The organism is Streptomyces sp. NC-S4, assembly GCF_054353315.1.
In genome coordinates, this window is record NZ_CM135937.1 from 6,559,860 (window position 1) to 6,585,136 (window position 25,277).

Genomic DNA, 25,277 nt, shown 5'->3' on the forward strand with positions numbered 1-25,277 from the left:
CCGTTGTCATCTCGTTAAGAATTCACTCCTTGACGGCAAAACGCGGCCGGGGTTGACTCACATCCACCTCGGCCGCGCCGCTGCGGCCTCGTCAGGGAGGTTCAAGTAATGAACACGCGTATGCGCAGAGCCGCCGTAGCTGTCGCCGCCGGTGCCATGGCCGTTTCGCTCGCCGCCTGTGGCAGTGCGAAGGAGGCCGGCGACACGACGAAGGCGTCCTCCGGCGCTGCCAAGGGCGACGAGATCAAGGTCGGTCTGCTCCTGCCGGAGAACCAGACCGCGCGTTACGAGAAGTTCGACAAGCCGCTGATCGAGAAGAAGGTCGCCGAGCTCACCGGCGGCAAGGGCAAGGTCGTCTACGCCAACGCCAAGCAGGACGCGACCACGCAGAACTCCCAGGTCGACACGATGATCACCAACAAGGTGGACGTCCTGATCATCGACGCGGTGGACTCCAAGGCCATCGCCGGCTCGGTCAAGAAGGCCAAGGACGCCGGTATCCCGGTCGTCGCCTACGACCGCCTGGCCGAGGGCCCGATCGACGCCTACACCTCGTTCGACAACGAAGAGGTCGGCAAGGTCCAGGGCAAGGCCCTGCTGGAGGCGCTGGGCGACAAGGCCAAGGACGGCCAGATCGTCATGATGAACGGTTCGGTCACCGACCCGAACGCCAAGCTCTTCAAGTCCGGCGCCCACTCCGAGCTCGACGGCAAGGTGAACGTCGGCAAGGAGTACGACACGGTCGAGTGGAAGCCGGAGAACGCCAACACCAACATGGCGGCCGCGCTCTCCGCGCTCGGCAAGGACAAGGTCATCGGCGTCTACTCCGCCAACGACGGCATGGCCGGCGGCATCATCACCGCCCTCAAGGCCGCCGGCGTCTCCCCCCTGCCGCCGGTCACCGGCCAGGACGCCGAACTCGCCGGTGTGCAGCGGATCGTCGCGGGCGAGCAGTTCATGAGCGTCTACAAGCCGTACGCCCCCGAGGCCGAGGCCGCCGCGAAGATGGCCGTCTCCCTGGCCAAGGGCGGGAAGGCCGACGGCTCCACGTCCACGGTCGACAGCCCGACCACCAAGGGCGTCGCAGCCGTCCTGATCCCGGTCGTCTCGCTCACCAAGGCCAACATCAAGGACACCGTCGTCAAGGACGGCGTCTACTCGCTGGACGAGATCTGCACCGACAAGTACGCGGCCGCCTGCGCCGCCGCCGGCCTGAAGTAGCGGCCCCCGTCGCCTCCCCGCGAGGCGGCCCCCGTGCCTGACCGGCGCCCCGCCCCTTCATCCCCGCCACCCGGCGGGGCGCCGGGCAGAAACGTTCCCCCATTCGCCCCGCTCCTGCTCTTCTGCACGACATCCCCGCCGGTCAGGCGGCGAAGGAGATGGTTCATGTGTCCGCTGCGCCCGTGCTGGCGTTGCGAGGGGTCTCGAAGCGGTTCGGCGCCGTTCAGGCCCTGACCGACGTAGAACTCGAGATCCACTCCGGTGAAGTGGTCGCCCTCGTCGGCGACAACGGTGCCGGCAAGTCCACGCTGGTCAAGACGATCGCCGGCGTGCACCCCATCGATGAAGGTGTCATCGAGTGGGAAGGGCGTCCGGTCTCCATCGGCAAGCCCCACGACGCCCAGAACCTGGGCATCGCGACGGTCTACCAGGACCTGGCGCTGTGCGACAACATCGATGTCGTCGGCAACCTCTTCCTCGGCCGCGAGCTCAAGAAGTTCGGCGTCCTCGACGAGGTGGAGATGGAGCGGCGCGCCCGCGAGCTCCTGACCACCCTGTCCATCCGGATCCCCAGTGTCCGGATCCCCATCGCGTCACTCTCCGGCGGTCAGCGCCAGACCGTGGCCATCGCCCGTTCCATGCTGGGCGAGCCCCAGCTCGTCATCCTCGACGAGCCCACCGCCGCCCTCGGTGTCGAGCAGACCGCACAGGTCCTCGACCTGGTGGAGCGGCTGCGCGAGCGCGGCCACGCCGTCATCCTCATCAGCCACAACATGGCCGATGTGAAGGCCGTCGCCGACAAGGTGGCGGTCCTGCGGCTGGGCCGCAACAACGGTGTCTTCAACGTCGCCGACACCTCGCAGGAAGAGATCATCTCCGCCATCACCGGTGCCACGGACAACGCCGTGACCCGCCGGGCGGCCCGCACCTCGGAGGCCGGCAAGTGAGCACCCAGAACCCCCTGGACAAGGGCTCCGTCGACCAGCAGGAGCACATCGACCCGGTCAACCCGGCGGCCGCGCACGACGCGATCCCGGCCGTGGACCCCCGCCTGCTCGTCAGGGAGGAGGGGCTCGCCGGGTACGTGGGCGAGTTCAAGCGCAAGATGAAGGCGGGCGACCTGGGCTCCCTCCCGGTCGTCATCGGCCTGATCGTGATCTGGTCGATCTTCCAGGGGCTGAACTCGAACTTCCTCTCCCCGGAGAACCTCACCAACATCGCGATCACGATGACCGGCACGGGCATGATCGCCATCGGCATCATCTTCGTGCTGCTGCTCGGCGAGATCGACCTCTCGGTCGGTTCCGTCAGCGGTGTGTCGGGCGCGATCGTCGCCGTCCTCGCCGTCACGCACGGCGTGAACGAATGGCTGGCCATCCTCGCGGCCATCGTCGGAGGCGCCCTGATCGGCTCCATCCACGGCTTCTTCTTCGCCAAGGTCGGCGCCCCGGCCTTCGCCGTCACCCTGTCGGGCCTGCTCTTCTGGCTCGGCGCGATGCTGCAGATCCTCGGCAGCAACGGCACGATCAACATCGACTCCGACGGCGTGGTCGGCCAGCTGACCACGTACTTCTTCTCGGACGTGGCCGTCGCCTACGGGCTGGCCGCGCTCGCGGTGGCCGGCTACTTCCTCGCGGCCTTCCTCGACGCGAGGCGCCGCGAGGCCGCCGGGATGCCCTCCCGGCCGCTCGCCGAGATCGTGCTGCGCACCGGCCTGCTGGCGCTGTGCACCTTCGGCCCCGCCGTGCTGTTCAACCAGTACAAGGGCCTGCCGCTCGCGGTGGTGCTCTTCCTGCTGGCCCTGGTCGTCACGGACTTCCTGCTGCGCCGCACGACCTTCGGGCGAAACGTTTTCGCACTGGGTGGCAGCGTCGAGGCCTCCCGCCGTGCGGGCATCAACGTCACCCGGATCCGGATCACGGTCTTCGCGATCTCCAGCACCTTCGCGGCGATCGGCGGCCTGTTCTGGGCCTCCAAGATCGCGGCGGCCAACCAGAGCGCCGGTGCCGGCGACCTGCTGATGAACGTGATCGCGGCGGCCGTCATCGGCGGCACCAGCCTCTTCGGCGGCCGGGGCCGGACCTGGAACGCCCTCCTCGGCGTCATGGTCATCGTCTCGATCCAGTACGGTCTGGCTCTGGAAGGCATTGCGACGCCGATCCAGTACATGATCACCGGCGCGGTGCTGCTGGCGACCGTGGTGATCGACTCGGTGACGCGCAAGACCCAGAAGACGGCCGGACGCGCCTGACCGCGCGCCCGACTTCGCGCCGGAGTGACGTCCGGCGGTAAGACCGGTCACAGTGCCCGGCGCCACTTCTCGTGGCGCCGGGCATCCGTGCGTGCATGTACGGGGTACTGATGTACGGGTATACGCCCGTATGCGATGTGTGGCCGTCAGGTCGTGCGTACATGTATGACAAAGGTGTGACTCCCCCGGGACGGCCCGATGACCGTGGCCGGGGACGGAACATTAGACTCGACAGACCAGCAAGCAACTGCAAGGAGGCACGGGTGCTGCTGACCCGCATCAAGGGACCGCGCGATCTGGACCGGCTCAGCCAGGAGGAGCTCGACCAGCTCGCGGCAGAGATCAGGTCCTTCCTCGTCGACGCCGTCTCCAAGACCGGCGGGCACCTCGGCCCCAACCTCGGCGTGGTCGAACTGACGATCGCCCTGCACCGGGTCTTCGAATCGCCCAAGGACAAGGTCCTCTTCGACACCGGCCACCAGGCCTACGTCCACAAGCTCCTCACGGGCCGCCAGGACTTCGCCGGCCTGCGCACCAAGAACGGCCTGTCCGGCTACCCCTCGCGCGCCGAGTCCGAGCACGACGTGATCGAGAACTCGCACGCCTCCACCGTGCTCGGCTGGGCCGACGGCCTGGCCAAGGCCAACGAGGTGCTGGGCCGCGAGGACCACCACGTCGCCGCCGTCATCGGCGACGGCGCGCTGACCGGTGGCATGGCCTGGGAGGCGCTGAACAACATCGCCGCCGCCAAGGACCGCCCGCTGGTCATCGTCGTCAACGACAACGAGCGCTCGTACGGCCCCACCATCGGCGGCCTCGCGAACCACCTGGCGACCCTGCGCACCACGGACGGCTACGAGCGCTTCCTGGCCCGCGGCAAGGAGATCCTGGAGCGCACCCCGGTCGTGGGGAAGCCGCTCTTCGAGACCCTGCACGGCGCCAAGAAGGGCCTCAAGGACTTCATCGCCCCGCAGGGCATGTTCGAGGACCTCGGGCTCAAGTACATCGGGCCCATCGACGGCCACGACATCGAGGCCCTGGAGTCCGCCCTGCAGCGCGCCAAGCGCTTCAGCGGCCCGGTCATCGTGCACTGCCTCACCCAGAAGGGCCGCGGCTACACCCCGGCCCTGGAGCACGAGGCGGACCGCTTCCACGCGGTCGGCGTGATCCACCCGGACACCGGCCTGCCGGTGAAGACCGCCGCGGCCAGCTGGACCTCCGTCTTCGCCGACGAGATGGTCAAGATCGGCCACGAGCGCGAGGACGTCGTCGGCATCACCGCGGCCATGCTCCACCCGGTCGGCCTCAACAAGTTCGCCGAGGCCTTCCCGAACCGCATCTACGACGTGGGCATCGCCGAGCAGCACGGCGCCACCTCGGCGGCGGGCCTCGCCACCGGCGGCGTCCACCCGGTCTTCGCGGTGTACGCGACCTTCCTCAACCGCGCCTTCGACCAGGTCCTGATGGACGTGGCCCTGCACAAGTGCGGTGTCACCTTCGTCCTGGACCGCGCCGGCGTCACCGGCGACGACGGCGCCTCCCACAACGGCATGTGGGACATGTCGATCCTCCAGGTCGTCCCCGGCCTGCGGCTCGCCGCGCCGCGCGACGCCGAGCAGCTGCGCGCCCAGCTCCGCGAGGCCGTCGAGGTCAAGGACGCCCCGACCGTGGTCCGGTTCTCCAAGGGCGTCGTCGGCCCGGCCGTCCCGGCCGTCGGCCGGATCGGCGGCATGGACCTGCTGCGCGCCCCGGCCCCCGAGGTCACCCGTCCGGACGTACTGCTCGTCTCGGTCGGTGCGCTCGCCCCGATGTGCCTGGAGATCGCCGACCTGCTGGACAAGCAGGGCATCTCCACGACCGTGGTCGACCCCCGCTGGGTCAAGCCCGTGGACGAGGCCCTGGCCCCGCTCGCGGACCGCCACCGCGTGGTCGTCACCGTCGAGGACAACGGCCGCACCGGTGGTGTGGGCGCCGCCGTCTCGCAGGCCCTGCGGGACGCGGGCGTCGACGTACCGCTGCGCGACTTCGGCATTCCGCAGCGCTTCCTCGACCACGCCCTCCGCAAGGAGATCATGGCCGAGATCGGTCTGACCGCGCCGGACATCGCCCGGCAGGTCACCGGCCTGGTCGCCAAGCTGGACGGCCGCTACGACAGCGAGCCGGCCGCCGCCGTCGACTAGCCGGAACCCACCGCGCGCGCCGTTCGTAGATCGACGCGCGGTTGCACGTCACGGGCCGGGAGATCACTCTTGAAGGGTGGGCCTCCCGGCCCGTTCGTACGTCGTCACCTCTCGGAGGCGTCGGTGAGCAATGATCTGAACAGCCCCTTCCGTACCAAGACGGTGGAGCAGTCCATCCGCGACACGGAGGAGCCGGAACACGCGCTCCGCAAGTCGCTCTCCGCCTGGGACCTCACGGTCTTCGGTGTGGGCGTCATCATCGGCACCGGCATCTTCGTCCTGACGGGCATCGCCGCCCGCAACAACGCCGGTCCCGCCACCGCCCTGGCCTTCGTGGCCGCGGGCATCGTCTGCGCCCTCGCGGCGCTGTGCTACGCCGAATTCGCGTCCACCGTCCCGGTGGCCGGGTCGGCGTACACGTTCTCGTACGCCTCGATCGGTGAGCTGCCCGCCTGGATCATCGGCTGGGACCTGGTGCTGGAGTTCGCACTCGGCACGGCGGTGGTCGCGGTCGGATGGTCCGGCTACGTGCGCCACCTCATGGACACCAACCTCGGCTGGACCCTGCCGACCTCCCTGTCCGGGCCCGATGCCGGCGGGCACTTCGACCTGCTGGCGTTCCTGCTGGTCCTGGTGCTGACGTGGATCCTGGTCGTCGGGACGAAGCTCTCGGCCCGCATCACCGCGGTCGTCGTCGCCATCAAGGTCACCGTCGTCCTGCTGGTCATCATCGCGGGTCTGTTCTTCATCAAGGCAGACAACTACTCGCCGTTCATCCCGCCGGCCCAGCCGCAGGCCGAGGGCGTCAGCGGCTGGCACTCACCGCTGGTGCAGCTGCTCTTCGGCTACGAGCCCACGAACTTCGGCGTCATGGGCATCTTCACGGCGGCCTCGCTCATCTTCTTCGCCTTCATCGGCTTCGACGTGGTGGCGACGGCGGCCGAGGAGACCAAGAACCCCCAGCGGGACATGCCGCGCGGCATCCTCGGCTCGCTGCTGATCTGCACCGTGCTCTACGTCGCCGTGACCCTGGTGGTCACGGGCATGCAGAAGTACTCGGAGATGTCCCCGACCGCGCCGCTCGCCGAAGCCTTCAAATCGGTGAACCAGCCGTTCTTCTCGGGTGCCATCAGCCTGGGCGCGGCGGTCGGTCTGATCACCGTGTGCATGATCCTGCTGCTCGGCCAGACCCGCGTGTTCTTCGCGATGAGCCGTGACGGGCTGCTGCCGCGGGTGTTCTCCGTGACGCACCCGACGTACCGCACGCCCTACCGGGCGACCCTGCTGCTCGGCGGGATCATCGCGGTCGTCGCGGGCTTCACCAGCCTGGAGACCCTCGCGGAACTGGTGAACATCGGCACCCTGTTCGCCTTCGTGGTGGTCGCGCTCGGCGTGATCGTCCTGCGCAAGACCCGCCCCGACCTGCACCGGTCCTTCCGCACCCCGTGGGTGCCCTTCATCCCGATCGTGTCGATCGCCGCCTCGCTCTGGCTGATGCTCAACCTGCCGGCCGAGACCTGGCTGCGCTTCGGCGTCTGGATGGTCATCGGCGTCATCGTCTACTTCGCCTACGGCTACCGCAACAGCCGCCTGCACAAGGTCGGCCAGAACGCGGAGTTCTGACGGCCGACCCGACCGCCGCGGCGGACCGGCGAGGGCCGTACGGGCCACCCGTACGGCCCTCGCCGGTCCGGACCCAGGAGACGGCCGATGTCGCACCACCAGGAGCACCGGTTCGACGTGTGGACGGCCGGTGCCGGCTACGAGCGCTACATGGGCCGGTGGAGCCGCCCCGTCGCGGAGCGGTTCACGCACTGGCTCGGCCGCCCCGAGCGGCTGCGGTGGCTCGACGTCGGCTGCGGCACCGGCGGGCTGTCGGCGGCGGTGGCCGCCGGGTGCCGGCCCCGCGAGGTCCTGGCGGTCGACCGGTCACCGGGGTACGCCGGCTGGGCGCGGGCGGCGGCCGCGGCGGGGACCCATGTCGTCGTGGCGGACGCGATGGCCCTGCCGGTGCGCGACGGGGCGTGCGACGCGGTGGTCAGCGGCCTGGCCCTGAACTTCCTCGAACCGTCCGCCGCGGCCGTCGCCGAGATGGTGCGCGCGGTCCGCGCGGGCGGCCTGGTCGCGGCATACGTGTGGGACTACGCGGAAGGCATGGACCTCCTGCGGCTCTTCTGGGGTGCGGCGGTCCTGGCGGACCCGTCCGCGGCCGCGGTGGACGAGCGCCGGCGCTTCCCGCTGTGCCGCCCGGACGCGCTCCGCGCGCTGTGGACCCGCGCGGGACTCGGCGAGGTGTCGGTCGCCCCGATCGAGGTGCCCATGGTGTTCGCCGGCTTCGCGGACCTGTGGGAGCCGTTCCTGACGGGACAGGGTCCGGCCCCCGGATACCTCGCCGTCCGGTCCGCGGCCGACCGGGAGAAGGTGTGCGACGCGCTCCGCGCGGCCGTCCCGTGCGGCCCGGACGGCTCCGTCGCGCTCACCGCCCGGGCCTGGGCGGTACGGGGCCGGCGCGCCGCGTGAGGGTGCCCCGCGGCCCGCGGCCGGGGCGCCGGCCGCGGGACCCTCGTCCCGCCGTCCCGCCGGGCGGCTAGCCCTTGGCGGGGGAGTTCTTCGCCGAGGCCGGGACCGGCTGGTCCCGGCGGATGGCGTCCCACAGCTGCGTCGCCTGCGGCTCGGCCACGATCACGCGGTTGGGGTCCACCTTGTCGTAGGCGACCGGGAGCATGATCGTCTCCATCGTCTCCGGGTTCACGCCCTTCATGCTCTGCGCGAAGTCGGCGAGCGCCGTGAGCGAGCCGAGGTCGGAGTCGGTGGTCAGCGACTTGGTGCCGGCGTCCGCGAGCTTGTAGAGCCGCGCCGGGTTGCCGAGGGCGTCCTGCTTCTTGATCTCGGACAGCATCGCCAGCATGAACTGCTGCTGCAGGCCTATGCGTCCGAGGTCGCTGCCGTCGCCGTAGCCGTAGCGGGTACGGACGAACTTCAGCGAGTCGGTGCCGTCCAGCCGGTGCGTGCCCGCGTCGAGCTTGAGGCCGCCCTTGGCGCCGCTCATCGGCTTGTCCAGGGTGACGGTCACCCCGCCCAGTGCGTCGACCAGGCCCTTGAAGCCGGCGAAGTCGACCTCGACGAAGTGGTCCACGCGGACGCCGGACAGCTGCTCCACCGTGTTGACCACGCAGGCCGGGCCGGCCAGCGAGTAGACGGAGTTGAACATGACCCGCTTGGCGGACGCCAGCGTCTTGCCGTCGCGGTCCTTGCACTCGGGCCGGGTGATCAGGGTGTCGCGGGGGATGCTCACCGCGGTGGCCTTGGCCCGGCCCTCGGGTATGTGCACCAGCATCGCGGTGTCCGAGCGGGCACCGCTGACATCGCCGTGGTCGAGATCGCCATTGGCCCCGGCGCGCGAGTCGGAACCGAGCACCAGGATGTTCTGGGCGTTCGCGACGACCTTCGCGGGCCGGTTGTCACCGATGGCGCGGTCCAGGTCCACACTGTCGATGTTGGAGTTGAGGTGGCTGTACGTCCACCAGCCGGCCCCGGCCGTGCCCAGGATCAGCACGGCGACCAGCAGCAGGGTGATCCGCAGAATGCGGCGGCGGCGTCTGGGCCGCCCGTGCTTTTCCGTCATGGGGGTGAATCTTAGACAGGTATTCGAACGGCGTTGGCCCGCCCCCCGGAAGGGGCGGGCCGAGCCGTCGAACAGCCGTCACGGACCCGGACTAGGCCGGGACGCTCGCGAGGCCGGGGGCGAGGAACTTCTTGCCGTTCACGCGCTCCGAGACGCCTTCACGGTCCAGGTACGGCGTCACGCCGCCCAGGTGGAAGGGCCAGCCGGCACCCGTGATCAGGCAGAGGTCGATGTCCTGGGCCTCGGCCACGACACCCTCCTCCAGCATCAGGCCGATCTCCTGCGCCACCGCGTCCAGGACGCGGTCGCGGACCTGCTCCTCCGTCAGGACGACGTCGCCCTGCACCAGGAGCGCGGCGACCTCGGGGTCCAGCTCCGGCTTGAAGCCGTTCTCCGCGGTGTAGACGTAGAAGCCGCGCTTGCCGGCCTCAACGACCCGCTTGAGGTTCGGGGAGACGGTGAAGCGCTCCGGGAAGGCGCGGTTCAGGGTCTCGGAGACGTGCAGACCGATCGCCGGGCCCACGAGCTCCAGGAGGACCAGCGGGGACATCGGCAGGCCGAGCGGCTCGATGGCCTTCTCCGCCGTGACGACCGGGGTGCCCTCGTCGATGACGTTCTGGATCTCGCCCATGAAGCGGGTCAGGATGCGGTTCACGACGAACGCCGGGGCGTCCTTGGTGAGGACCGCGGTCTTCTTCAGCTTCTTGGCGACACCGAAGGCCGTGGCCAGCGAGGCGTCGTCGGTCTGCTCACCGCGGACGATCTCCAGCAGCGGGAGGATCGCGACCGGGTTGAAGAAGTGGAAGCCGACCACGCGCTCCGGGTGCTGGAGCTTGGAGGCCATCTCCGACACCGACAGCGAGGAGGTGTTGGTGGCGAGGATCGCGTGCGCCGGGGCGACCGCCTCGACCTCCGCGAACACCTTCTGCTTGACGGACATCTCCTCGAACACGGCCTCGATGATGAAGTCCGCGTCCGCGAAGCCCTCGGCCTTGTCCAGGACACCGGTCACCAGGGCGGTCAGGCGGTTGGCCTTGTCCTGGTTGATGCGGCCCTTGCCGAGCAGCTTCTGGATCTCGGCGTGGACGTAGCCCACACCCTTGTCCACGCGCTCCTGGTCGATGTCGGTGAGGACCACCGGCACCTCCAGGCGGCGCAGGAAGAGCAGCGCCAGCTGCGAGGCCATCAGGCCCGCGCCGACGACGCCGACCTTGGTGACCGGACGGGCCAGGGACTTGTCCGGGGCACCGGCCGGGCGCTTGGCGCGCTTCTGCACCAGGTTGAAGGCGTAGATGCCCGAGCGCAGCTCGCCGCCCATGATGAGGTCGGCCAGCGCCGTGTCCTCGGCGTCGAAGCCGGCCTGGAGGTCGCCGGACTTGGCCGCGGCGATGATGTCCAGCGCGCGGTAGGCGGCCGGAGCGGCGCCGTGCACCTTGGAGTCCGCGATGGCGCGGCCCTTGGCGACGGCCGCGTCCCAGGCCTCGCCGCGGTCGATGTCCGCGCGGACGACCTCGGTGGTGCCGTTCAGGACGTTCGCGGTCCACAGGAGCGACTGCTCCAGGAAGTCCGCGCCCTCGAAGATCGCGTCGGCGATGCCCAGGTCGAAGACCTGCTTGCCGCGCAGCTGCTTGTTCTGGTTGAGCGAGTTCTCGATGATCACCGAGACCGCGCGCTCGGCGCCGATCAGGTTCGGCAGGATGGCGCAGCCGCCCCAGCCGGGAACCAGGCCGAGGAAGACCTCGGGCAGCGAGAAGGCCGGGATGGCCTTCGAGACGGTGCGGTAGGAGCAGTGCAGACCGACCTCGACGCCGCCGCCCATGGCCGCGCCGTTGTAGTACGCGAAGGTCGGGACCGCCAGCGCGGAGAGGCGCTTGAAGACGTCGTGGCCGCCCTTGCCGATGGCGAGCGCCTCGTCGTGCTTCTTCAGCAGCTCGACGCCCTTGAGGTCGGCGCCGACCGCGAAGATGAACGGCTTGCCGGTGATGCCCGCGCCGACGATGGAGCCGGCGATGGCCTCCTGCTCGACCTGGTCGATCGCCGCGTTCAGGTTGGCGAGCGACTGCGGGCCGAAGGTGGTCGGCTTGGTGTGGTCGAAGCCGTTGTCCAGCGTGATGAGCGCGAAGCGCCCGGCGCCGAACGGCAGGTCCAGGTGACGGACGTGCGCGGACGTGACGACCTCGTCCGGGAACAGCTCGGCCGCGCCCTTCAGGAGCTCAGCGGTGGTGCTCACTTGGAGTCTCCCTCGGCGTTGAAGTTCGGGTTCTCCCAGATGACCGTGGCGCCCATGCCGAAGCCGACGCACATGGTGGTCAGGCCGTAGCGGACGTGCGGCTGCTCCTCGAACTGACGGGCCAGCTGCGTCATCAGGCGCACGCCCGAGGAGGCGAGCGGGTGACCGAAGGCGATGGCGCCGCCGTACTGGTTGACGCGGGCGTCGTCGTCGGCGATGCCGTAGTGCTCCAGGAACGCGAGGACCTGGACCGCGAAGGCCTCGTTGATCTCGAAGAGACCGATGTCCTCGATCGTCAGGCCGGCCTGGGCCAGGGCCTTCTCGGTGGCCGGGATCGGGCCGTAGCCCATGACCTCGGGCTCGACACCCGCGAAGGAGTACGAGACCAGGCGCATCTTGACCGGGAGGTTGTTCTCCCGGGCGAAGTCCTCGGACGCGATGATCGCGGCGGTGGCACCGTCGTTGAGACCGGCGGCGTTGCCCGCGGTGACCCGGCCGTGCGTGCGGAACGGGGTCTTCAGGCCGGCCAGGTTCTCCAGCGTGGTGCCCGGGCGCATCGGCTCGTCGGTGGTGACCAGGCCCCAGCCCGTCTCACCGGCCGCCTCGTTGGTGTTGCGCACCGAGATCGGGACCAGGTCCTGCTGGATCTTGCCGTCGGCGTACGCCTTGGCGGCCTTCTCCTGCGAGCGCACGGCGTACTCGTCGGCGCGGAGCTTGGTGATCGTCGGGTACCGGTCGTGCAGGTTCTCGGCGGTCATGCCCATGAACAGGGCGGACTCGTCGACCAGCTTCTCGGAGACGAAGCGCGGGTTCGGGTCGACGCCCTCGCCCATGGGGTGGCGGCCCATGTGCTCGACACCGCCGGCGAGGGCGACGTCGTACGCACCGAAGGCCACGCCGCCCGCGACGGCGGTCACGGCGGTCAGCGCGCCGGCGCACATGCGGTCGATGGAGTAGCCCGGGACGGACTGCGGCAGGCCCGCGAGGATGCCGGCCGTGCGGCCCAGGGTGAGGCCCTGGTCGCCGATCTGCGTGGTCGCGGCGATGGCGACCTCGTCGATCTTCTTGGGGTCCAGGTCCGGGTTGCGGCGCAGCAGCTCCCGGATCGCCTTCACGACGAGGTCGTCGGCGCGGGTCTCGTGGTAGATGCCCTTCGGGCCCGCCTTGCCGAACGGGGTGCGGACGCCGTCGACGAAGACGACGTCCCTGACGGTACGAGGCACGTTGGCTCTCCTCCAGGTGCGGGTGTGCACTGCTGCGCGCGGGGGCGTTCGGCGTACGTTGCTGAGCGCCCGCTCACCCGACCATGCTACTTGCGGGTAACCAATGTGCACACCCCCTCCCCGAGGAGCGGCGAACGTCACACCCACCCCGCCGTGCCGGGCCGGTGCGCGCCCCCTCCTCGCGCCGTCCGATCGGAGCGCGCGGGGCTACCCGATCGGGTCGGCCGCCCGGTGGTCACGGTCACGTCAACGGCATCGGGCGCACGGCCTGTGCGAACCCTGGTCGCGCCCCCTGCGCGTCCGCCCCTGGGCACACCGAGCGAACGGAGACCGCGGCCATGCTGATCCCGGCGATCGACCACGAGGTCAAACACACCTCCACACTCCCCGTCAACGAGGGCGAGGTGATCAAGCTCTTCGTCCGGGAGCGCGACGGGACGAAGAATCCGACGAAGCGCAAGGCCGTCCTGATGCTGCACGGCCGCAGCGTCCCCGTGCTGCCCGGGGCGGACCTGGGCACCGGCGAGTACAACTGGATGCTCTTCCTCGCCAAGGCGGGCTTCGACGTCTTCGCCATGGACCTCCAGGGCCACGGCCGCTCGCCGCGCCCGGCCGTCATGAACGAACCCTGCAACACCAATGCCGCCCAGCAGGCGAAGCTACTGCTCGACGGTCACCCGCTGGCGGGCCCCTGCACCCCCTCCTACGCCAAGCACCTCGGCGACTCGGCCGGCGACTGGGCCGAGCTCCACACCGTCGTCGAATACATCAAGGCCGAGCGCGGTGTGGAGGACGTCGCCCTCTTCGGCTGGTCCGCCGCCGCGGTGGCGATGGGACCGTACGCGATCCAGCACCCGGAGAACGTCTCCAGCCTGTTCCTGCTCGCCCCGGTCTTCCGGCCGGACGGACCCGCCAGCAAGCCCGGCACCAAATGGGACCGGCCGGACGCGCTGCCGCCTCCGCCGTCCCTGTGGACCTACCCGATGAACCTCACCGGAAAGGACGGTTTCGGAGACGCCTGGGACAAGGAACTCGGCTGCGGCGACGAGCAGCGCGAGGAAGGCATGGTCGAGACCGTCTGGGCGGCGATCATGGAGAGCGACGTCGTGGGCCGCAACTGGGGGCCGCCGGTGTCCGGCGTGCCCTCGGGCGTGCTGCGCTACCGCAACCCCTTCTGGTGGGGCTGGAACAAGGCCGGCGCCAAGGTGGACAACATCCTCGGCCACAAGGTGCCGGTGCTCATCGTCGTCGGCGAGCACGACAAGACGGTGAACAGCGCTCCGGGTACCAATCCCTTCCTCTCGGTCACCGAGCTCTACAAGGCCATCCCGGGTTCCAGGAAGATGCACTTCGAGGTGGCCTGCGCGGGCCACCAGATCCCCTGGGAGCGAGTGGTCAAGCACGTCCACCACCTGTCCCGGAAGTGGCTCAAGCACACCGAGATCGACGGCCACACCAAGGGCACGTTCTACATGGACACGGACGGCGACTACACCGAGAAGCAGCTCTGATACGGCCGTGCCCCGGTCCGCAGTCCGCGGACCGGGGCACGACGGCGATCTCCTACGCCGTGGCGGCCAGGGCCGTGACCAGCACCGGGGTCACCAGTTCGATCTGCCAGGGGCGGGCGCCGTAGCCCGCCAGGGCCTCCGACACCGCGTCCGCGTGCAGCCGCTGCGGGGGCTCCCAGCACAGCCGGCGGACCGTGTCCGGGGTGATCAGGTTCTCCTGGGGCAGGTTCAGCGCCTCCGCCAGGGCCGAGACGGCGGTACGGGCCGCCGAGAGCCGGGCCGCGGCCGCCGGGTCCTTGTCCACCCAGGAGCGCGGCGGCGGGGGACCGGCCGGGGTCGCCCCGGGCTGCGGCAGCTCGTTCTCGGGCAGGGCCTTCGCCCGGTCCACGGCGGCCATCCACTGGTCCAGCTGGCGCCGGCCCATCCGCTGCCCGTAGCCGGGCAGGGCGGACAGGGTGTGCACGTTGGCCGGCAGGGCGAGGGCGGCCTCGACGATCGCGGCGTCGCCCAGCACCTTGCCCGGCGACACGTCACGCCGCTGCGCGATCCGGTCCCGGGACTCCCACAGCTCCCGTACGACCGCCATCTGCCGGCGCCGGCGCACCTTGTGCATGCCGGACGTACGGCGCCACGGGTCCTTGCGCGGCGGGGCGGGCGGGGCGGAGGCGATGGCGTCGAACTCCTGGTGGGCCCATTCGAGCTTGCCCTGCCGGTCCAGTTCCTTCTCCAGCGCGTCCCGCAGGTCCACCAGCAGCTCCACGTCCAGGGCGGCGTAGCGCAGCCACGGCTCGGGGAGCGGGCGGGTGGACCAGTCGACGGCGGAGTGGCCCTTCTCCAGCGCGTAGCCGAGCACGCTCTCGACCATCGCGCCGAGTCCGACCCGCGGGAAGCCGGCGAGGCGGCCGGCCAGCTCGGTGTCGAACAGGGAGGTGGGCACCATGCCTATTTCGCGCAGGCACGGCAGGTCCTGGGTGGCGGCGTGCAGGATCCATTCGGTGCCGGACAGGGCCTCGCCCAGCGCGGACAGGTCGGGGCAGCCCACCGGGTCGATCAGTGCGGACCCCGCACCCTCGCGGCGCAGCTGCACCAGATAGGCGCGCTGGCCGTACCGGTACCCGGAGGCGCGTTCGGCGTCGACGGCGACGGGGCCGGTGCCCGCGGCGAAGGCCGCGACCACTTCGGCGAGGGCGTCCGCGTCGGCGACCACCGGAGGAATCCCCTCACGGGGCTCCAGCAAGGGAGTCGGCAGCCCACCGGGCGGAACAACGACGTCGTCCGGGGGGCCGCCCCCGGTGGTGGTGCGCAGGTCTGCTGCGGGATCTTGGGCGTCGGTCACCGGTCAAGGGTATCCGTGTATACGACGCGCCCGTCGCCGGAACGTTCCGTCGACGGGCGCGAGCGGTATGCGGGGAGTTTCCCCGGGGTATTCCGGGGGTCTCCCGGCAGGTTCCCGGGCGAGTCCCCCGGCAGCGGCTCCCGAGGCGGATATCCGGGAGCTCCGGCCCGCGCTCAGTGGATGATCCCGGTGCGCAGCGCCACGGCGACCATGCCGGCGCGGTCGCCGGTGCCCAGCTTGCGGGCGATCCGGGCGAGGTGGGACTTGACGGTCAGGGCGGACAGGCCCATCGAGACGCCGATGGCCTTGTTGGACTGGCCCTCCGCGACGAGGCGCAGGACCTCGACCTCGCGGCCGGAGAGCTCCCGGTAGCCGCCCGGGTGGCTCGGGGCACCCGGGGGGCGGCGGTGCATACGGGCGGCGGCAGCGCCGATGGGGGCGGCGCCGGGCCGGGTGGGGAGCCCGATGTTGGTCCGCGTACCGGTGACGACGTAGCCCTTGACGCCGCCCGCGAGGGCGTTGCGCACGGCGCCGATGTCGTCGGCGGCGGACAGGGCCAGGCCGTTGGGCCAACCGGCGGCCCGGGTCTCGGAGAGCAGGGTGAGACCGGAGCCGTCGGGCAGGTGTACGTCGGCCACGCAGATGTCGCGCGGGCTGCCGACGCGGGGGCGGGCCTCCGCGATGGACGACGCCTCGATCACGTCACGTACTCCGAGGGCCCACAGATGGCGGGTCACGGTGGAACGCACGCGCGGGTCGGCCACGACGACCATGGCCGTCGGCTTGTTAGGGCGGTAGGCGACCAGGCTTGCGGGCTGCTCGAGAAGAACGGACACCTAGGCCTCCTGGGGGAGTGGCGGGACGGCCGGCTCGGGGAAGGAAGCCGGTGCGAACCGTGCGGATGGTCACCCACTCCTTCGGCACGTCACCCGCCCGGCTTTAGGGAATGATCACGATTTGGTGAGTAACAATTCGGGCAATTCGGACGCACGATCGATCATCGGTTGATCAGAAGCCCGCAAGGGACGCCGTCTTTCGACCGTCCGCCCCGTTCTTCGATCAGCCGTTCTGCGCCGCACGCCGAACCGGCGGCCGTCCGGCCCTGCGGCTACGGGTGGTGCGGACCGCGGCGCTGTGGCAGGGAGACCACACCCGTCGCCGTGTCCGTCGGACCCACCGGCGGCAGCCCGGCGATCTGGCACAGCAGTTCGCACCACGCGGACAGGTGGGCCGCGGTGTCCGGCACCCCGCCCACGCCCTCGCGCGGCGTCCACGAGGCCCTGATCTCGATCTGCGTGGCCGGCCGCCGCTCCGCGAGCCCGCCGAAGTAGTGCGAGCCCGCCATGGTCACGGTGCCGCTCGCCTCCCCGTACGCCAGCCCGCGCGCCTCCAGCGCCCCGGTCAGCCAGGACCAGCACACCTCGGGCAGCAGTGGGTCCGCGGCCATCTCCGGTTCCAGCTCCGCGCGCACCAGCGTCACCAGCCGGAAGGTGCCCTGCCAGGCCTCGTGCCCGGACGGATCGTGGAGCAGGATGAGCCGGCCGTCCGCCAGATCGTCCTCGCCGTCCACCACCGCGGCCTCCAGCGCGTAGGCGTGCGGCGCCAGTCTCTGGGGCGGTTTCGTGGGGTCGATCTCGATCCCCGGACGCAGCCGGGCCTTCTTCAAACCGTCGACCGCCCGCCGGAACGGGAGCGGGACGGAGCTCTCCTTCGCGCTGTCCGTACCCTCGGCGCCATCTGAAAATCGTCCCTGAGCCGCAGCCATGCGGGGAAGACTAGGCGGAACGAGCGCCCGTGCGGCGCAGGGACACCCTCGCCGGGTCGGACACTTCTTCGTACGTGCGAAGATTTGGGTCGTGAGCGCCAACACCCGCCCCACGGGCCAGCCGAGTCAGACGTACGATTCCGCCTTCCTGAAGGCGTGCCGGCGGGAGCCGGTGCCGCACACCCCGGTGTGGTTCATGCGGCAGGCCGGGCGCTCGCTTCCGGAGTACCGCAAGCTGCGCGAGGGCACGCAGATGCTGGAGTCCTGCATGCGCCCCGACCTGGTCACCGAGATCACGCTGCAGCCGGTGCGCCGCCACAACGTGGACGCGGCGATCTTCTTCTCCGACATCGTGGTCCCGCTGAAGGCCATCGGCGTCGACCTGGACATCAAGCCGGGCATCGGCCCGGTCGTCGCCCAGCCGATCCGCCGCCGCGAAGACCTCGCACAGCTGCGCGACCTCACTCCGGAGGACGTCTCGTACGTCACCGAGGCGATCGGCATGCTCACGGGTGAACTGGGTGCCACGCCGTTGATCGGATTCGCGGGTGCGCCTTTCACCCTCGCGAGCTACCTGGTCGAGGGCGGTCCTTCCAAGAACCACGAGCACACCAAGGCCCTCATGTACGGGGACCCCCAGCTGTGGGCCGAGCTCCTGGACCGCCTCGCGGAGATCACCTCCGCCTTCCTGAAGGTCCAGATCGAGGCCGGCGCCTCCGCCGTCCAGCTCTTCGACTCCTGGGTCGGCGCCCTGGCCCCCGCGGACTACCGCCGCTCGGTGATGCCCGCGTCCGCGAAGGTCCTGGAGTCCGTGGCCTCCTACGGAGTACCGCGGATCCACTTCGGCGTGGGCACGGGCGAGCTCCTCGGCCTGATGGGCGAGGCCGGCGCGGACGTCATGGGCGTCGACTACCGGGTCTCGCTGGACGAGGCCGCGCGCCGGGTCGGCCCCGGCAAGGCGCTCCAGGGCAACCTGGACCCGGCCGTGCTCTTCTCCACCCCGGAGGCGGTCGAGGCCAAGACGGACGAGGTCCTCGCGGCCGCCGCCGGCCTGGAGGGCCACGTCTTCAACCTGGGCCACGGCGTCCTCCCGACGACCGACCCGGACGCGCTGACCCGCCTGGTGGACTACGTCCACACCAGGACGCAGCGCTAGCGGTACGGGGCGGGGCGGTGGCGGTGCCTGCGGCGCTGCTCCCCGCCCCGCCCTCTCTCCGTTTCCCGGATCTCCGCCCCCGGACCCCGGTCCTGGGGGCGGAGGCCCCGCAGGGCTACACCCCCGCCGAGCGGACCGCCGCGACCGCCTTGCGGGCCGCCACCAGGATCGGGTCCCAGACCGGGGAGAACGGCGGGGCGTAGCCCAGGTCCAGGGACACCATCCGGTCCACCGTCATCCCCGCCGTGAGGGCCACCGCCGCGATGTCCACCCGCTTCGCGGACCCCGCGCCGCCGACGATCTGGACCCCGAGGAGGCGGCCCGTACGGCGTTCCGCCAGCATCTTCACCGTCATCTCCGCCGCGCCCGGGTAGTAGCCCGCCGTGTTGGTGGAGGTGATGGTGGCCGTCACGAACCGCAGGCCCGCCTCCAGGGCGTCCCGCTCGCGCAGCCCCGTACGGGCGATCTCCAGATCGCAGACCTTGCTGACCGCCGTCCCGACCACCCCGGGGAAGGTCGCGTAGCCACCGCCCACGCCCGAGCCGATGACCTGGCCGTGCTTGTTGGCGTGCGTGCCCAGCGGGATGTGCCGGGTGCGGCCCGCGACCAGGTCCAGGACCTCCACGCAGTCGCCGCCCGACCAGATGTTCTCGTGGCCCCGGACCCGCATCGAGAGGTCCGTGAGGAGGCCGCCCGAGGGGCCGAGCGGCAGGCCGGCCGCGCGGGCGAGCGCCGTACGGGGCTCCACGCCGATGCCGAGCACCACCACGTCCGCCTCGTACTCCTCGCCCGCCGAGGTGGCCACCGCCCGGGCCCGGCCCTCCTCGTCGGTGAGGATCTTCGTCACCTCGGCGCGGGAGACCGTACGGATCCCCATCCGGTTCATCGCGGTGTGCACCAGGCCGCCCATGTCCGGGTCCAGCGTCGCCATCGGCTGCTCGCCCCGGTGCAGGACGGTGACCTCGTACCCCCGCGCCACCAGGGCCTCCGCCATCTCCACGCCGATGTAGCCCGCGCCCACCACGACGGCCCGGCGGCCCTGCGTGCGCCGCAGGGTGTCCATCAGGCGCTGGCCGTCGTCCAGGCTCTGGATCCCGTGGACCCCGTGCGCGCCGATGCCGGGGAGCCGCGGGCGGACGGGGCGGGCGCCCGTCGCCAGGACCAGTTTGTCGTAGCCCGTCCAGGATTCGGATCCGGTGTCCAGATCGCGGGCGCGGACCCGGGATCCGGGGAGGTCGAGCTCCACGACCTCCGTGCGCGTGCGCAGATCGATGTCCCGGGCCCGGTGCTCCTCGGGGGTGCGGGCGATCAGGTCGTCGCGCTCGGCGACCCGGCCGCCGACCCAGTACGGGATCCCGCACGCCGAGTAGGAGGTGAAGTGCCCGCGCTCGAAGGCCACGATCTCCAGTTCCGCCGGGCCCTTCAGCCTGCGGGCCTGTGACGCGGCGGACATCCCCGCCGCGTCACCGCCCACCACCACCAGTCGTTCCGTCGCCATCGTCCGTACCGCCCCTTCACCACCGTCGGATGGTGAACACGCTACGGCCGAACGCGCGTTCAGTCCTGCACGTCGGCTTCGGCGTCCGGAGCCGTCCGGGCCGCCGGTACCGTCGCCCGCCACGGCACCGGGCCCGGCTTCGCCGGCGCCGGACGCCACCGCCGGTAGACCCGGAACAGCACCAGCACCACCGCGGCCGTCAGCGCGAACGGCAGCACCGCGCCCACCGCCACCGTCAGGTAGCGCACGACCTTGGTGAAGACGTCCCAGCCCCCGCCCAGGGCGCCCAGGAAGGTGGGCTCCTTCTTCTCCTTCTTCTCGGCCTCCGGCTTCGCGGCCGGCTCCGAGACCTCCAGCGAGATCGTGCCCAGCGAGGTCTGGTCCTTCAGCGCCGTCTGCTGCGCCAGCAGCGACTCCAGGTCGGACTGGCGGCGCGACAGCTCGCTCTCCAGCATCACCACCTCGCTCAGCGCCGAGGCCTTGCCCATCATTTCCCGCACCCGCGCCACGCTGGCCTGCTGCGAGGCCACGCGGCTGCCGATGTCGGCGACCTTCTCCGTGACGTCCTGCGCGTCGACCTTGCGGTGCAGGAGCTTCCCGCTGCCCTCCATGGCGCCGAGCACCGCGTCGTAGCGCTCGCCCGGCACACGCAGCGTCAGCGTCGAGGTCATCCGGCCGTCCTCGCCGCGCCTGGTGGACTCGTTGCCGACGTAGCCGCCCGCTTCGCCGGCGGCCGTGCGCGCCGAGGCGAGCGTCTTCTGGACGTCCGCCGTCTCGATGCCGAGCGTCGCCGTCCGGATCACGTTCGGGCGGACAGCGGCCGGCGTCCCGGCGTTCTTGTTCGCGGCGGAGCCGGCGGCGCCGGCCGAGCCCGCGGAGCCCGCGGACGCGGCCGGCGCCGGGGCCGCCGCTGCGCCCTCCGGCGCCTTGCCTTCGGCGGCGGGCGCCACCGCCGCCTTGTCGCTCGCGGTTCCCTGGCCGCTCGCGCCGCAACCGGTGAGCGCGAGCGCCCCGGTCAGTGCGAGGGCGGCCAGGGCCGCCGCGGAACGGTGTCTGTCGAAACTGCGCATCGCTGTAAACCCCCGAGGATCGGCTGGTGTTGCCGGTTCGACGTCCAGAGTCCCGTCGCGGGTTTCGTATCCACGGTCCCGGGGTGATCCCGATGCGGTCACGGTCCGGCCTCGGAGATCGGTCTGAGACGATGTGTCCATGCACGAAGCGGACATGCGTACGGATCGGCCGGGCTCCGCGCCCCGGTCCACCGGCTCCCCGGCCCACGCCGTCGTCATCGGCGGCGGTATCGCGGGCCTCGCGGCGGCCCACCGGCTGCTCGCCGAAGGCGTCCGCGTCACCCTGCTGGAGGCCGGACCCCGGCTCGGCGGCAAGCTGTACGCCGGTGAACTCGCCGGGGCCCCGGTCGACCTCGGCGCCGAATCCGTGCTCGCCCGCCGCCCCGAAGCCGTGGCCCTCGCCGAGGCCGTGGGCCTCGGCGAGGCCCTGCAGGCGCCCGCCACCGCCACCGCCCACCTGTGGACCCGCGGCGCGCTGCGGCCGATGCCGCGCGGCCACGTCATGGGCGTCCCCGGCGACCTGGGACCGCTCGCCGCCTCCGGGGTGCTCTCCGCCGAGGGACTGGCCCGCATCGAGGCCGAGCGGACGCTGCCGCCCACCGAGATCGGCGACGACGTCGCCGTCGGCGCGTACGTCGCGGCCCGCCTCGGCCGCGAGGTCGTCGACCGGCTGGTGGAACCGCTGCTCGGCGGGGTCTACGCGGGCGACGCCTACCGCATCTCCATGCGGGCCGCCGTCCCCCAGCTCTTCGAGGCCGCCCGCACGCACGCCCTCCTGGGCGACGGCGTACGGGAACTGCAGCGCCGGGCGGAGGCCTCGCCCCAGCAGGCCGGTCCGGTCTTCGCCGGCATCGACGGCGGCATCGGACGGCTCCCGGTCGCCGTGGCCGAGGCCTGCCGCGCCGCGGGGGCCCGGCTCGTCACCGACGCCCCCGTCCGCGAGGTCGTCCGTACGGCCGGGGGCTGGCGGGTGGTGGCCGGCCACGAGACCGTCGAGGCCGACGCCGTGGTCCTGGCCACCCCGGCCGGGGCCGCCGCACGGCTGCTGGACGGGCTCGCCCCGGCCGCCGCGACCGAGCTGCGCGGGGTCGAGTACGCCTCGATGGCCCTGGTCACGATGGCCTTCCGCCGCTCCGACCTGCCGGCCGCCGTCTCCGGCGGCGGCGCCAGCGGATTCCTCGTACCGCCCGTCGACGGCCGGACCATCAAGGCCTCCACCTTCTCCAGCAACAAGTGGGCCTGGGCCGGGGCGGACCCCGAGCTCTTCCTGCTGCGCACCTCGGTCGGCCGCTACGCCGACGAGAGCGACCTGCAGCGCGAGGACGGCGAGCTCGTCGACGTCTCCCTCGCCGACCTCGCCGAGGCCGTGGGCCTCGCGGCCCGGCCGGTCGCCTCCACCGTCACCCGGTGGGACGGCGGACTGCCCCAGTACCCCGTCGGCCACCTCGACCGGGTCGCCCGGATCCGCACCGCCGTCGCCGCCCTGCCGGGCCTCGCGGTGTGCGGCGCGGTCTACGACGGAGTCGGCATCCCGGCCTGCATCGCGAGCGCCGGCAAGGCCGCGGACGCGGTGATCGCCGCGCTCGGTGCGCGTACGGCACCCCTGGCACAGACCACTGATCAGCGCACGGGACAATAGGCACATGACTGCACCAGAGAAGATTCCCAACGCGGGGAAGAAGGCGAAGGACCTCAACGAGGTCATTCGCTACACCCTGTGGTCCGTCTTCAAGCTGAAGGACGTTCTTCCCGAGGACCGCACCGGCTACGCCGACGAGGTCCAGGAGCTCTTCGACCAGCTGGGCGCCAAGGACATCACCGTCCGCGGCACCTACGACGTGTCCGGCCTGCGCGCCGACGCCGACGTGATGATCTGGTGGCACGCCGAGACGGCGGACGAGCTGCAGACCGCCTACAACCTGTTCCGCCGCACCAAGCTGGGCCGCGCCCTGGAGCCGGTGTGGTCGAACATGGCCCTGCACCGCCCGGCCGAGTTCAACAAGTCGCACATCCCGGCCTTCCTGGCCGACGAGGTCGCGCGCGAGTACGTCAGCGTGTACCCCTTCGTGCGCAGCTACGACTGGTACCTGCTGCCCGACGAGGACCGCCGCCGCATGCTCGCCGACCACGGCAAGATGGCCCGCGGTTACCCGGACGTGCGCGCCAACACCGTCGCCTCCTTCTCGCTGGGCGACTACGAGTGGCTGCTGGCCTTCGAGGCGGACGAGCTGTACCGCATCGTCGACCTCATGCGTCACCTGCGCGCCTCCGAGGCCCGTATGCACGTCCGTGAAGAGGTGCCCTTCTACACCGGGCGCCGCAAGTCCGTCGCCGATCTGGTCGCCGGGCTCGCCTGATACCTCCCCTGGGGGGAAGGACCGGAGGACGACCACACCGTCAGGTGAGTTCCTCCGGTGGATCGGGAGGCTGGTCCGGAAGACGGCCCCTGCCCCCGAAACGACGCAGCCGGAGATCCCGCCCGGAAGTTCAGACGACCGGCGGCAGCAGTGCCCTGTGGGCACTCGCTGCCCGTTCGTCCAGCGACACCGGTGCGGGCTCCGGATGCGGCGCACACGCGACCCGCCACCCCGGGGTGGCGCCCGTCAGCAGATACCGCTCCACGTGCCGGTCCACGCAGTCGTTGCGTCCGCCGACCACACCGTGGGAGCCGGCTCCCTCCTCCGTCACCAGCGAAGCCCCGGCGCCGAGCCGCCGCTGAAGCTCCAGCGCGCCCGCGTACGGGGTCGCCCCGTCCCGCTCCGCCGCGACCACCAGGGTCCGGGGCAGCCGCTCCGGCTGGGCCCCGACCGCCACCGGACGCTGCCGCTCGCGCACCGGCCAGGAGGCGCACGGCAGGTTCAGGAAGGCATTGGCCCAGGCCTCGAAGGGGGCCCTGCGCGCCAGCTCGGTGTTGTCGCGGTCCCAGGTGCCCCAGTCCGCGGGCCAGGAGGCGTCGTTGCACAGCACCGCCGTGTACACCGCCGTCGCGTTCTCCGCCTCGGCCGCCGATTCCGGGTCGGGAGCGGCCTGGGCGGTCAGCCGTGCCGGATCGCCGCGCAGGAAGGCCGCCAGGGCCGCCGCCCGGTCCGGCCACACGTCGTCGTAGTAGGCGGCCTGGAGGTAGGCGGCCCGCAGCTCACCCGTACCGACGACGCCGCCCGCCGGTCTGCGGGCCACCGCGTCCCGCACGCGCGCGTAGCTCGCCTGCACGGCCGCCGGGGTGGCGCCGAGGCCGTACGTGTCGTGGTGCCGGGCCGCCCAGGCGCGGAAGTCGTACCAGCGGCGCTCGAAGCCGGGTGACTGGTCGAGCTGGTTGCGGTACCAGACGCGGCGCGGGTCGGGGTCGACCGCCGAGTCCAGGACCATCCGGCGGACCCGGCCCGGGTACAGGGTGGCGTACACGGCACCGAGGTAGGTGCCGTACGAGGCGCCCATGAAGCTCAGCCTCCGCTCGCCGAGCGCGGCCCGCAGGACGTCCAGGTCCCGGGCGTTGTCGAGCGTCGAGTAGTGCGGCAGGGCCGCGCCGGCCCGCCGCGCGCAGCCGCGGGCGTAGGCCCGGGCGGCCGCGAGGCGCTGCCTCTTGTACGCCGCCGAGGGCTCGGCCGGGACCTGGGTGGGGGCCTTGGTCCCCGTGGCGGGGTCCTGGCAGGACAGCGGGGCGGATCCGCCGACGCCGCGCGGGGCGTAGCCGACGAGGTCGTAGGCGGCGGCGATCCGCTGCCAGCCGGGCAGGTCGGCGAGGAGCGGGAAGTACGTGCCGGAGGCTCCGGGGCCGCCGGGGTTGTGGACCAGCGCGCCCTGGCGGACGGCGCCGCGGGCCCCGGTGGCGGCGAGCCGGCTGACGGTGAGGGAGATCTGCGGGCCGTCGGGCCGGGCGTAGTCGAGCGGGACGCGCAGGGTGGCGCACCGGACCGGGCCGGGCAGCTCCTCGGCGTCGGGGCAGCGGCGGAAGTCGAGCCCGCCGCTGCCGTCGGCCGTGGCCCGGGCCGCCGCGCGGCGGGCGGCGAGGGCGGCGCCGGCGGCCTCGGCGGCCTCGGCCGCCGTCCCGCCGAGGGGGCCGGGCGCGGTCGGCGGCGCGGCGTGGGCCGGGACGCACAGCAGGAGGGAGAGCGCCGCCAGGGCGGCCGCACGGCCTGCGAGTCCCGTCCGCATGGCGGCCCCTTCCTCTCATCGGATGAACCGATGAGAGGGCCGGGCGGCGGCCTTGTAAA

Annotated in this window: 19 protein-coding genes; 10 read left to right on the top strand and 9 right to left on the bottom strand. The window is 71.8% G+C overall.

From position 1 onward, the window contains the following. Positions 1-108: 108 nt before the first annotated feature. From ACXNSR_RS29520 to ACXNSR_RS29545, 6 genes are all read left to right on the top strand, one after another. Positions 109-1,221: a sugar ABC transporter substrate-binding protein gene (locus tag ACXNSR_RS29520; protein WP_458638394.1), complete on the top strand. Its 1,113-nt coding sequence runs from the start codon at positions 109-111 to the stop codon at positions 1,219-1,221. 158 nt (positions 1,222-1,379) lie between these two features. Next, on the top strand, positions 1,380-2,168 hold the full coding sequence (locus tag ACXNSR_RS29525) for an ATP-binding cassette domain-containing protein (RefSeq protein WP_030847635.1): 789 nt from the start codon (positions 1,380-1,382) through the stop codon (positions 2,166-2,168). A gap of 14 nt (positions 2,169-2,182) precedes the next feature. Continuing rightward, a complete protein-coding gene (locus tag ACXNSR_RS29530; RefSeq protein ID WP_458643430.1) occupies positions 2,183-3,472 on the top strand; it encodes a sugar ABC transporter permease in 1,290 nt (429 codons plus the stop codon). A 263-nt stretch (positions 3,473-3,735) separates the two neighbouring features. Beyond that, the gene (dxs, locus tag ACXNSR_RS29535) at positions 3,736-5,652 is read left to right on the top strand and encodes a 1-deoxy-D-xylulose-5-phosphate synthase (RefSeq protein ID WP_458638395.1); all 1,917 of its coding nucleotides are present in this window, start codon (positions 3,736-3,738) and stop codon (positions 5,650-5,652) included. 123 nt (positions 5,653-5,775) lie between these two features. Further along, on the top strand, positions 5,776-7,275 hold the full coding sequence (locus ACXNSR_RS29540; RefSeq protein WP_458638396.1) for an amino acid permease: 1,500 nt from the start codon (positions 5,776-5,778) through the stop codon (positions 7,273-7,275). Positions 7,276-7,362: 87 nt separating this feature from the next. Beyond that, the gene (locus ACXNSR_RS29545) at positions 7,363-8,172 is read left to right on the top strand and encodes a class I SAM-dependent methyltransferase (RefSeq protein WP_458638397.1); all 810 of its coding nucleotides are present in this window, start codon (positions 7,363-7,365) and stop codon (positions 8,170-8,172) included. A 67-nt stretch (positions 8,173-8,239) separates the two neighbouring features. Here ACXNSR_RS29545 and ACXNSR_RS29550 read toward each other — a convergent pair whose 3' ends face one another. From ACXNSR_RS29550 to ACXNSR_RS29560, 3 genes are all read right to left on the bottom strand, one after another. Beyond that, positions 8,240-9,277, bottom strand: a complete 1,038-nt coding sequence (locus tag ACXNSR_RS29550; protein ID WP_458638398.1) for an LCP family protein — start codon at positions 9,275-9,277, stop codon at positions 8,240-8,242. 91 nt (positions 9,278-9,368) lie between these two features. Then, positions 9,369-11,507: a 3-hydroxyacyl-CoA dehydrogenase NAD-binding domain-containing protein gene (locus ACXNSR_RS29555; protein ID WP_458638399.1), complete on the bottom strand. Its 2,139-nt coding sequence runs from the start codon at positions 11,505-11,507 to the stop codon at positions 9,369-9,371. Continuing rightward, a complete protein-coding gene (locus tag ACXNSR_RS29560) occupies positions 11,504-12,730 on the bottom strand; it encodes a thiolase family protein (RefSeq protein WP_189739315.1) in 1,227 nt (408 codons plus the stop codon). Before ACXNSR_RS29560 ends, ACXNSR_RS29555 begins: the two co-directional genes overlap by 4 nt. Positions 12,731-13,068: 338 nt before the next feature. Here ACXNSR_RS29560 and ACXNSR_RS29565 point away from each other — a divergent pair, with 338 nt between their 5' ends. Continuing rightward, on the top strand, positions 13,069-14,241 hold the full coding sequence (locus ACXNSR_RS29565; protein ID WP_458638400.1) for an alpha/beta hydrolase: 1,173 nt from the start codon (positions 13,069-13,071) through the stop codon (positions 14,239-14,241). A gap of 52 nt (positions 14,242-14,293) precedes the next feature. On the opposite strand, the gene ACXNSR_RS29570 is transcribed toward ACXNSR_RS29565, so the two are convergent. From ACXNSR_RS29570 to ACXNSR_RS29580, 3 genes are all read right to left on the bottom strand, one after another. Further along, a complete protein-coding gene (locus tag ACXNSR_RS29570) occupies positions 14,294-15,577 on the bottom strand; it encodes an HRDC domain-containing protein (RefSeq protein WP_458638401.1) in 1,284 nt (427 codons plus the stop codon). 173 nt (positions 15,578-15,750) lie between these two features. Then, positions 15,751-16,413: a helix-turn-helix transcriptional regulator gene (locus ACXNSR_RS29575; RefSeq protein WP_007267191.1), complete on the bottom strand. Its 663-nt coding sequence runs from the start codon at positions 16,411-16,413 to the stop codon at positions 15,751-15,753. Between the two features lie 272 nt (positions 16,414-16,685). Next, a complete protein-coding gene (locus tag ACXNSR_RS29580; RefSeq protein ID WP_458638402.1) occupies positions 16,686-17,342 on the bottom strand; it encodes a DUF3000 domain-containing protein in 657 nt (218 codons plus the stop codon). A 91-nt stretch (positions 17,343-17,433) separates the two neighbouring features. On the opposite strand from ACXNSR_RS29580, the gene hemE reads away from it, so the two are divergent. Then, positions 17,434-18,498 carry a uroporphyrinogen decarboxylase gene (gene hemE / locus ACXNSR_RS29585; protein WP_458638403.1) on the top strand — a complete coding sequence of 355 codons (1,065 nt, stop codon included), beginning with the start codon at positions 17,434-17,436 and terminating at the stop codon, positions 18,496-18,498. 115 nt (positions 18,499-18,613) lie between these two features. Here the strand turns inward: hemE and ACXNSR_RS29590 are convergent, their stop codons facing one another. Next, entirely contained in the window at positions 18,614-19,996 is a 1,383-nt protein-coding gene (locus tag ACXNSR_RS29590) for an FAD-dependent oxidoreductase (protein ID WP_458638404.1), read from the bottom strand. A gap of 59 nt (positions 19,997-20,055) precedes the next feature. Continuing rightward, positions 20,056-21,066 (bottom strand): DUF4349 domain-containing protein, encoded by a 1,011-nt coding sequence (locus ACXNSR_RS29595; RefSeq protein WP_458638405.1) that lies wholly within the window; start codon positions 21,064-21,066, stop codon positions 20,056-20,058. A 139-nt stretch (positions 21,067-21,205) separates the two neighbouring features. On the opposite strand from ACXNSR_RS29595, the gene hemG reads away from it, so the two are divergent. Next, positions 21,206-22,705 (top strand): protoporphyrinogen oxidase, encoded by a 1,500-nt coding sequence (gene hemG / locus ACXNSR_RS29600; RefSeq protein ID WP_458638406.1) that lies wholly within the window; start codon positions 21,206-21,208, stop codon positions 22,703-22,705. Between the two features lie 4 nt (positions 22,706-22,709). Continuing rightward, positions 22,710-23,423 (top strand): hydrogen peroxide-dependent heme synthase, encoded by a 714-nt coding sequence (gene hemQ / locus ACXNSR_RS29605; protein WP_189739334.1) that lies wholly within the window; start codon positions 22,710-22,712, stop codon positions 23,421-23,423. Positions 23,424-23,553: 130 nt separating this feature from the next. Here hemQ and ACXNSR_RS29610 read toward each other — a convergent pair whose 3' ends face one another. Next, complete coding sequence (locus ACXNSR_RS29610) at positions 23,554-25,218, bottom strand: alpha/beta hydrolase (protein WP_458638407.1); 1,665 nt, start codon at positions 25,216-25,218, stop codon at positions 23,554-23,556. Between the last annotated feature and the right edge of the window lie 59 nt (positions 25,219-25,277).

What these genes read in the sequence shown, in the direction of transcription:
- ACXNSR_RS29550 (WP_458638398.1), bottom strand. Translation starts at nt 9,277, where the DNA reads ATGACGGAAAAGCACGGGCGGCCCAGACGCCGCCGCCGCATTCTGCGG.
- ACXNSR_RS29565 (WP_458638400.1), top strand. Translation starts at nt 13,069, where the DNA reads ATGCTGATCCCGGCGATCGACCACGAGGTCAAACACACCTCCACACTC.
- ACXNSR_RS29520 (WP_458638394.1), top strand. Translation starts at nt 109, where the DNA reads ATGAACACGCGTATGCGCAGAGCCGCCGTAGCTGTCGCCGCCGGTGCC.
- hemQ (WP_189739334.1), top strand. Translation starts at nt 22,710, where the DNA reads ATGACTGCACCAGAGAAGATTCCCAACGCGGGGAAGAAGGCGAAGGAC.
- ACXNSR_RS29595 (WP_458638405.1), bottom strand. Translation starts at nt 21,066, where the DNA reads ATGCGCAGTTTCGACAGACACCGTTCCGCGGCGGCCCTGGCCGCCCTC.
- ACXNSR_RS29610 (WP_458638407.1), bottom strand. Translation starts at nt 25,218, where the DNA reads ATGCGGACGGGACTCGCAGGCCGTGCGGCCGCCCTGGCGGCGCTCTCC.
- ACXNSR_RS29580 (WP_458638402.1), bottom strand. Translation starts at nt 17,342, where the DNA reads ATGGCTGCGGCTCAGGGACGATTTTCAGATGGCGCCGAGGGTACGGAC.
- hemG (WP_458638406.1), top strand. Translation starts at nt 21,206, where the DNA reads ATGCACGAAGCGGACATGCGTACGGATCGGCCGGGCTCCGCGCCCCGG.
- ACXNSR_RS29525 (WP_030847635.1), top strand. Translation starts at nt 1,380, where the DNA reads ATGGTTCATGTGTCCGCTGCGCCCGTGCTGGCGTTGCGAGGGGTCTCG.
- ACXNSR_RS29590 (WP_458638404.1), bottom strand. Translation starts at nt 19,996, where the DNA reads ATGGCGACGGAACGACTGGTGGTGGTGGGCGGTGACGCGGCGGGGATG.
- ACXNSR_RS29545 (WP_458638397.1), top strand. Translation starts at nt 7,363, where the DNA reads ATGTCGCACCACCAGGAGCACCGGTTCGACGTGTGGACGGCCGGTGCC.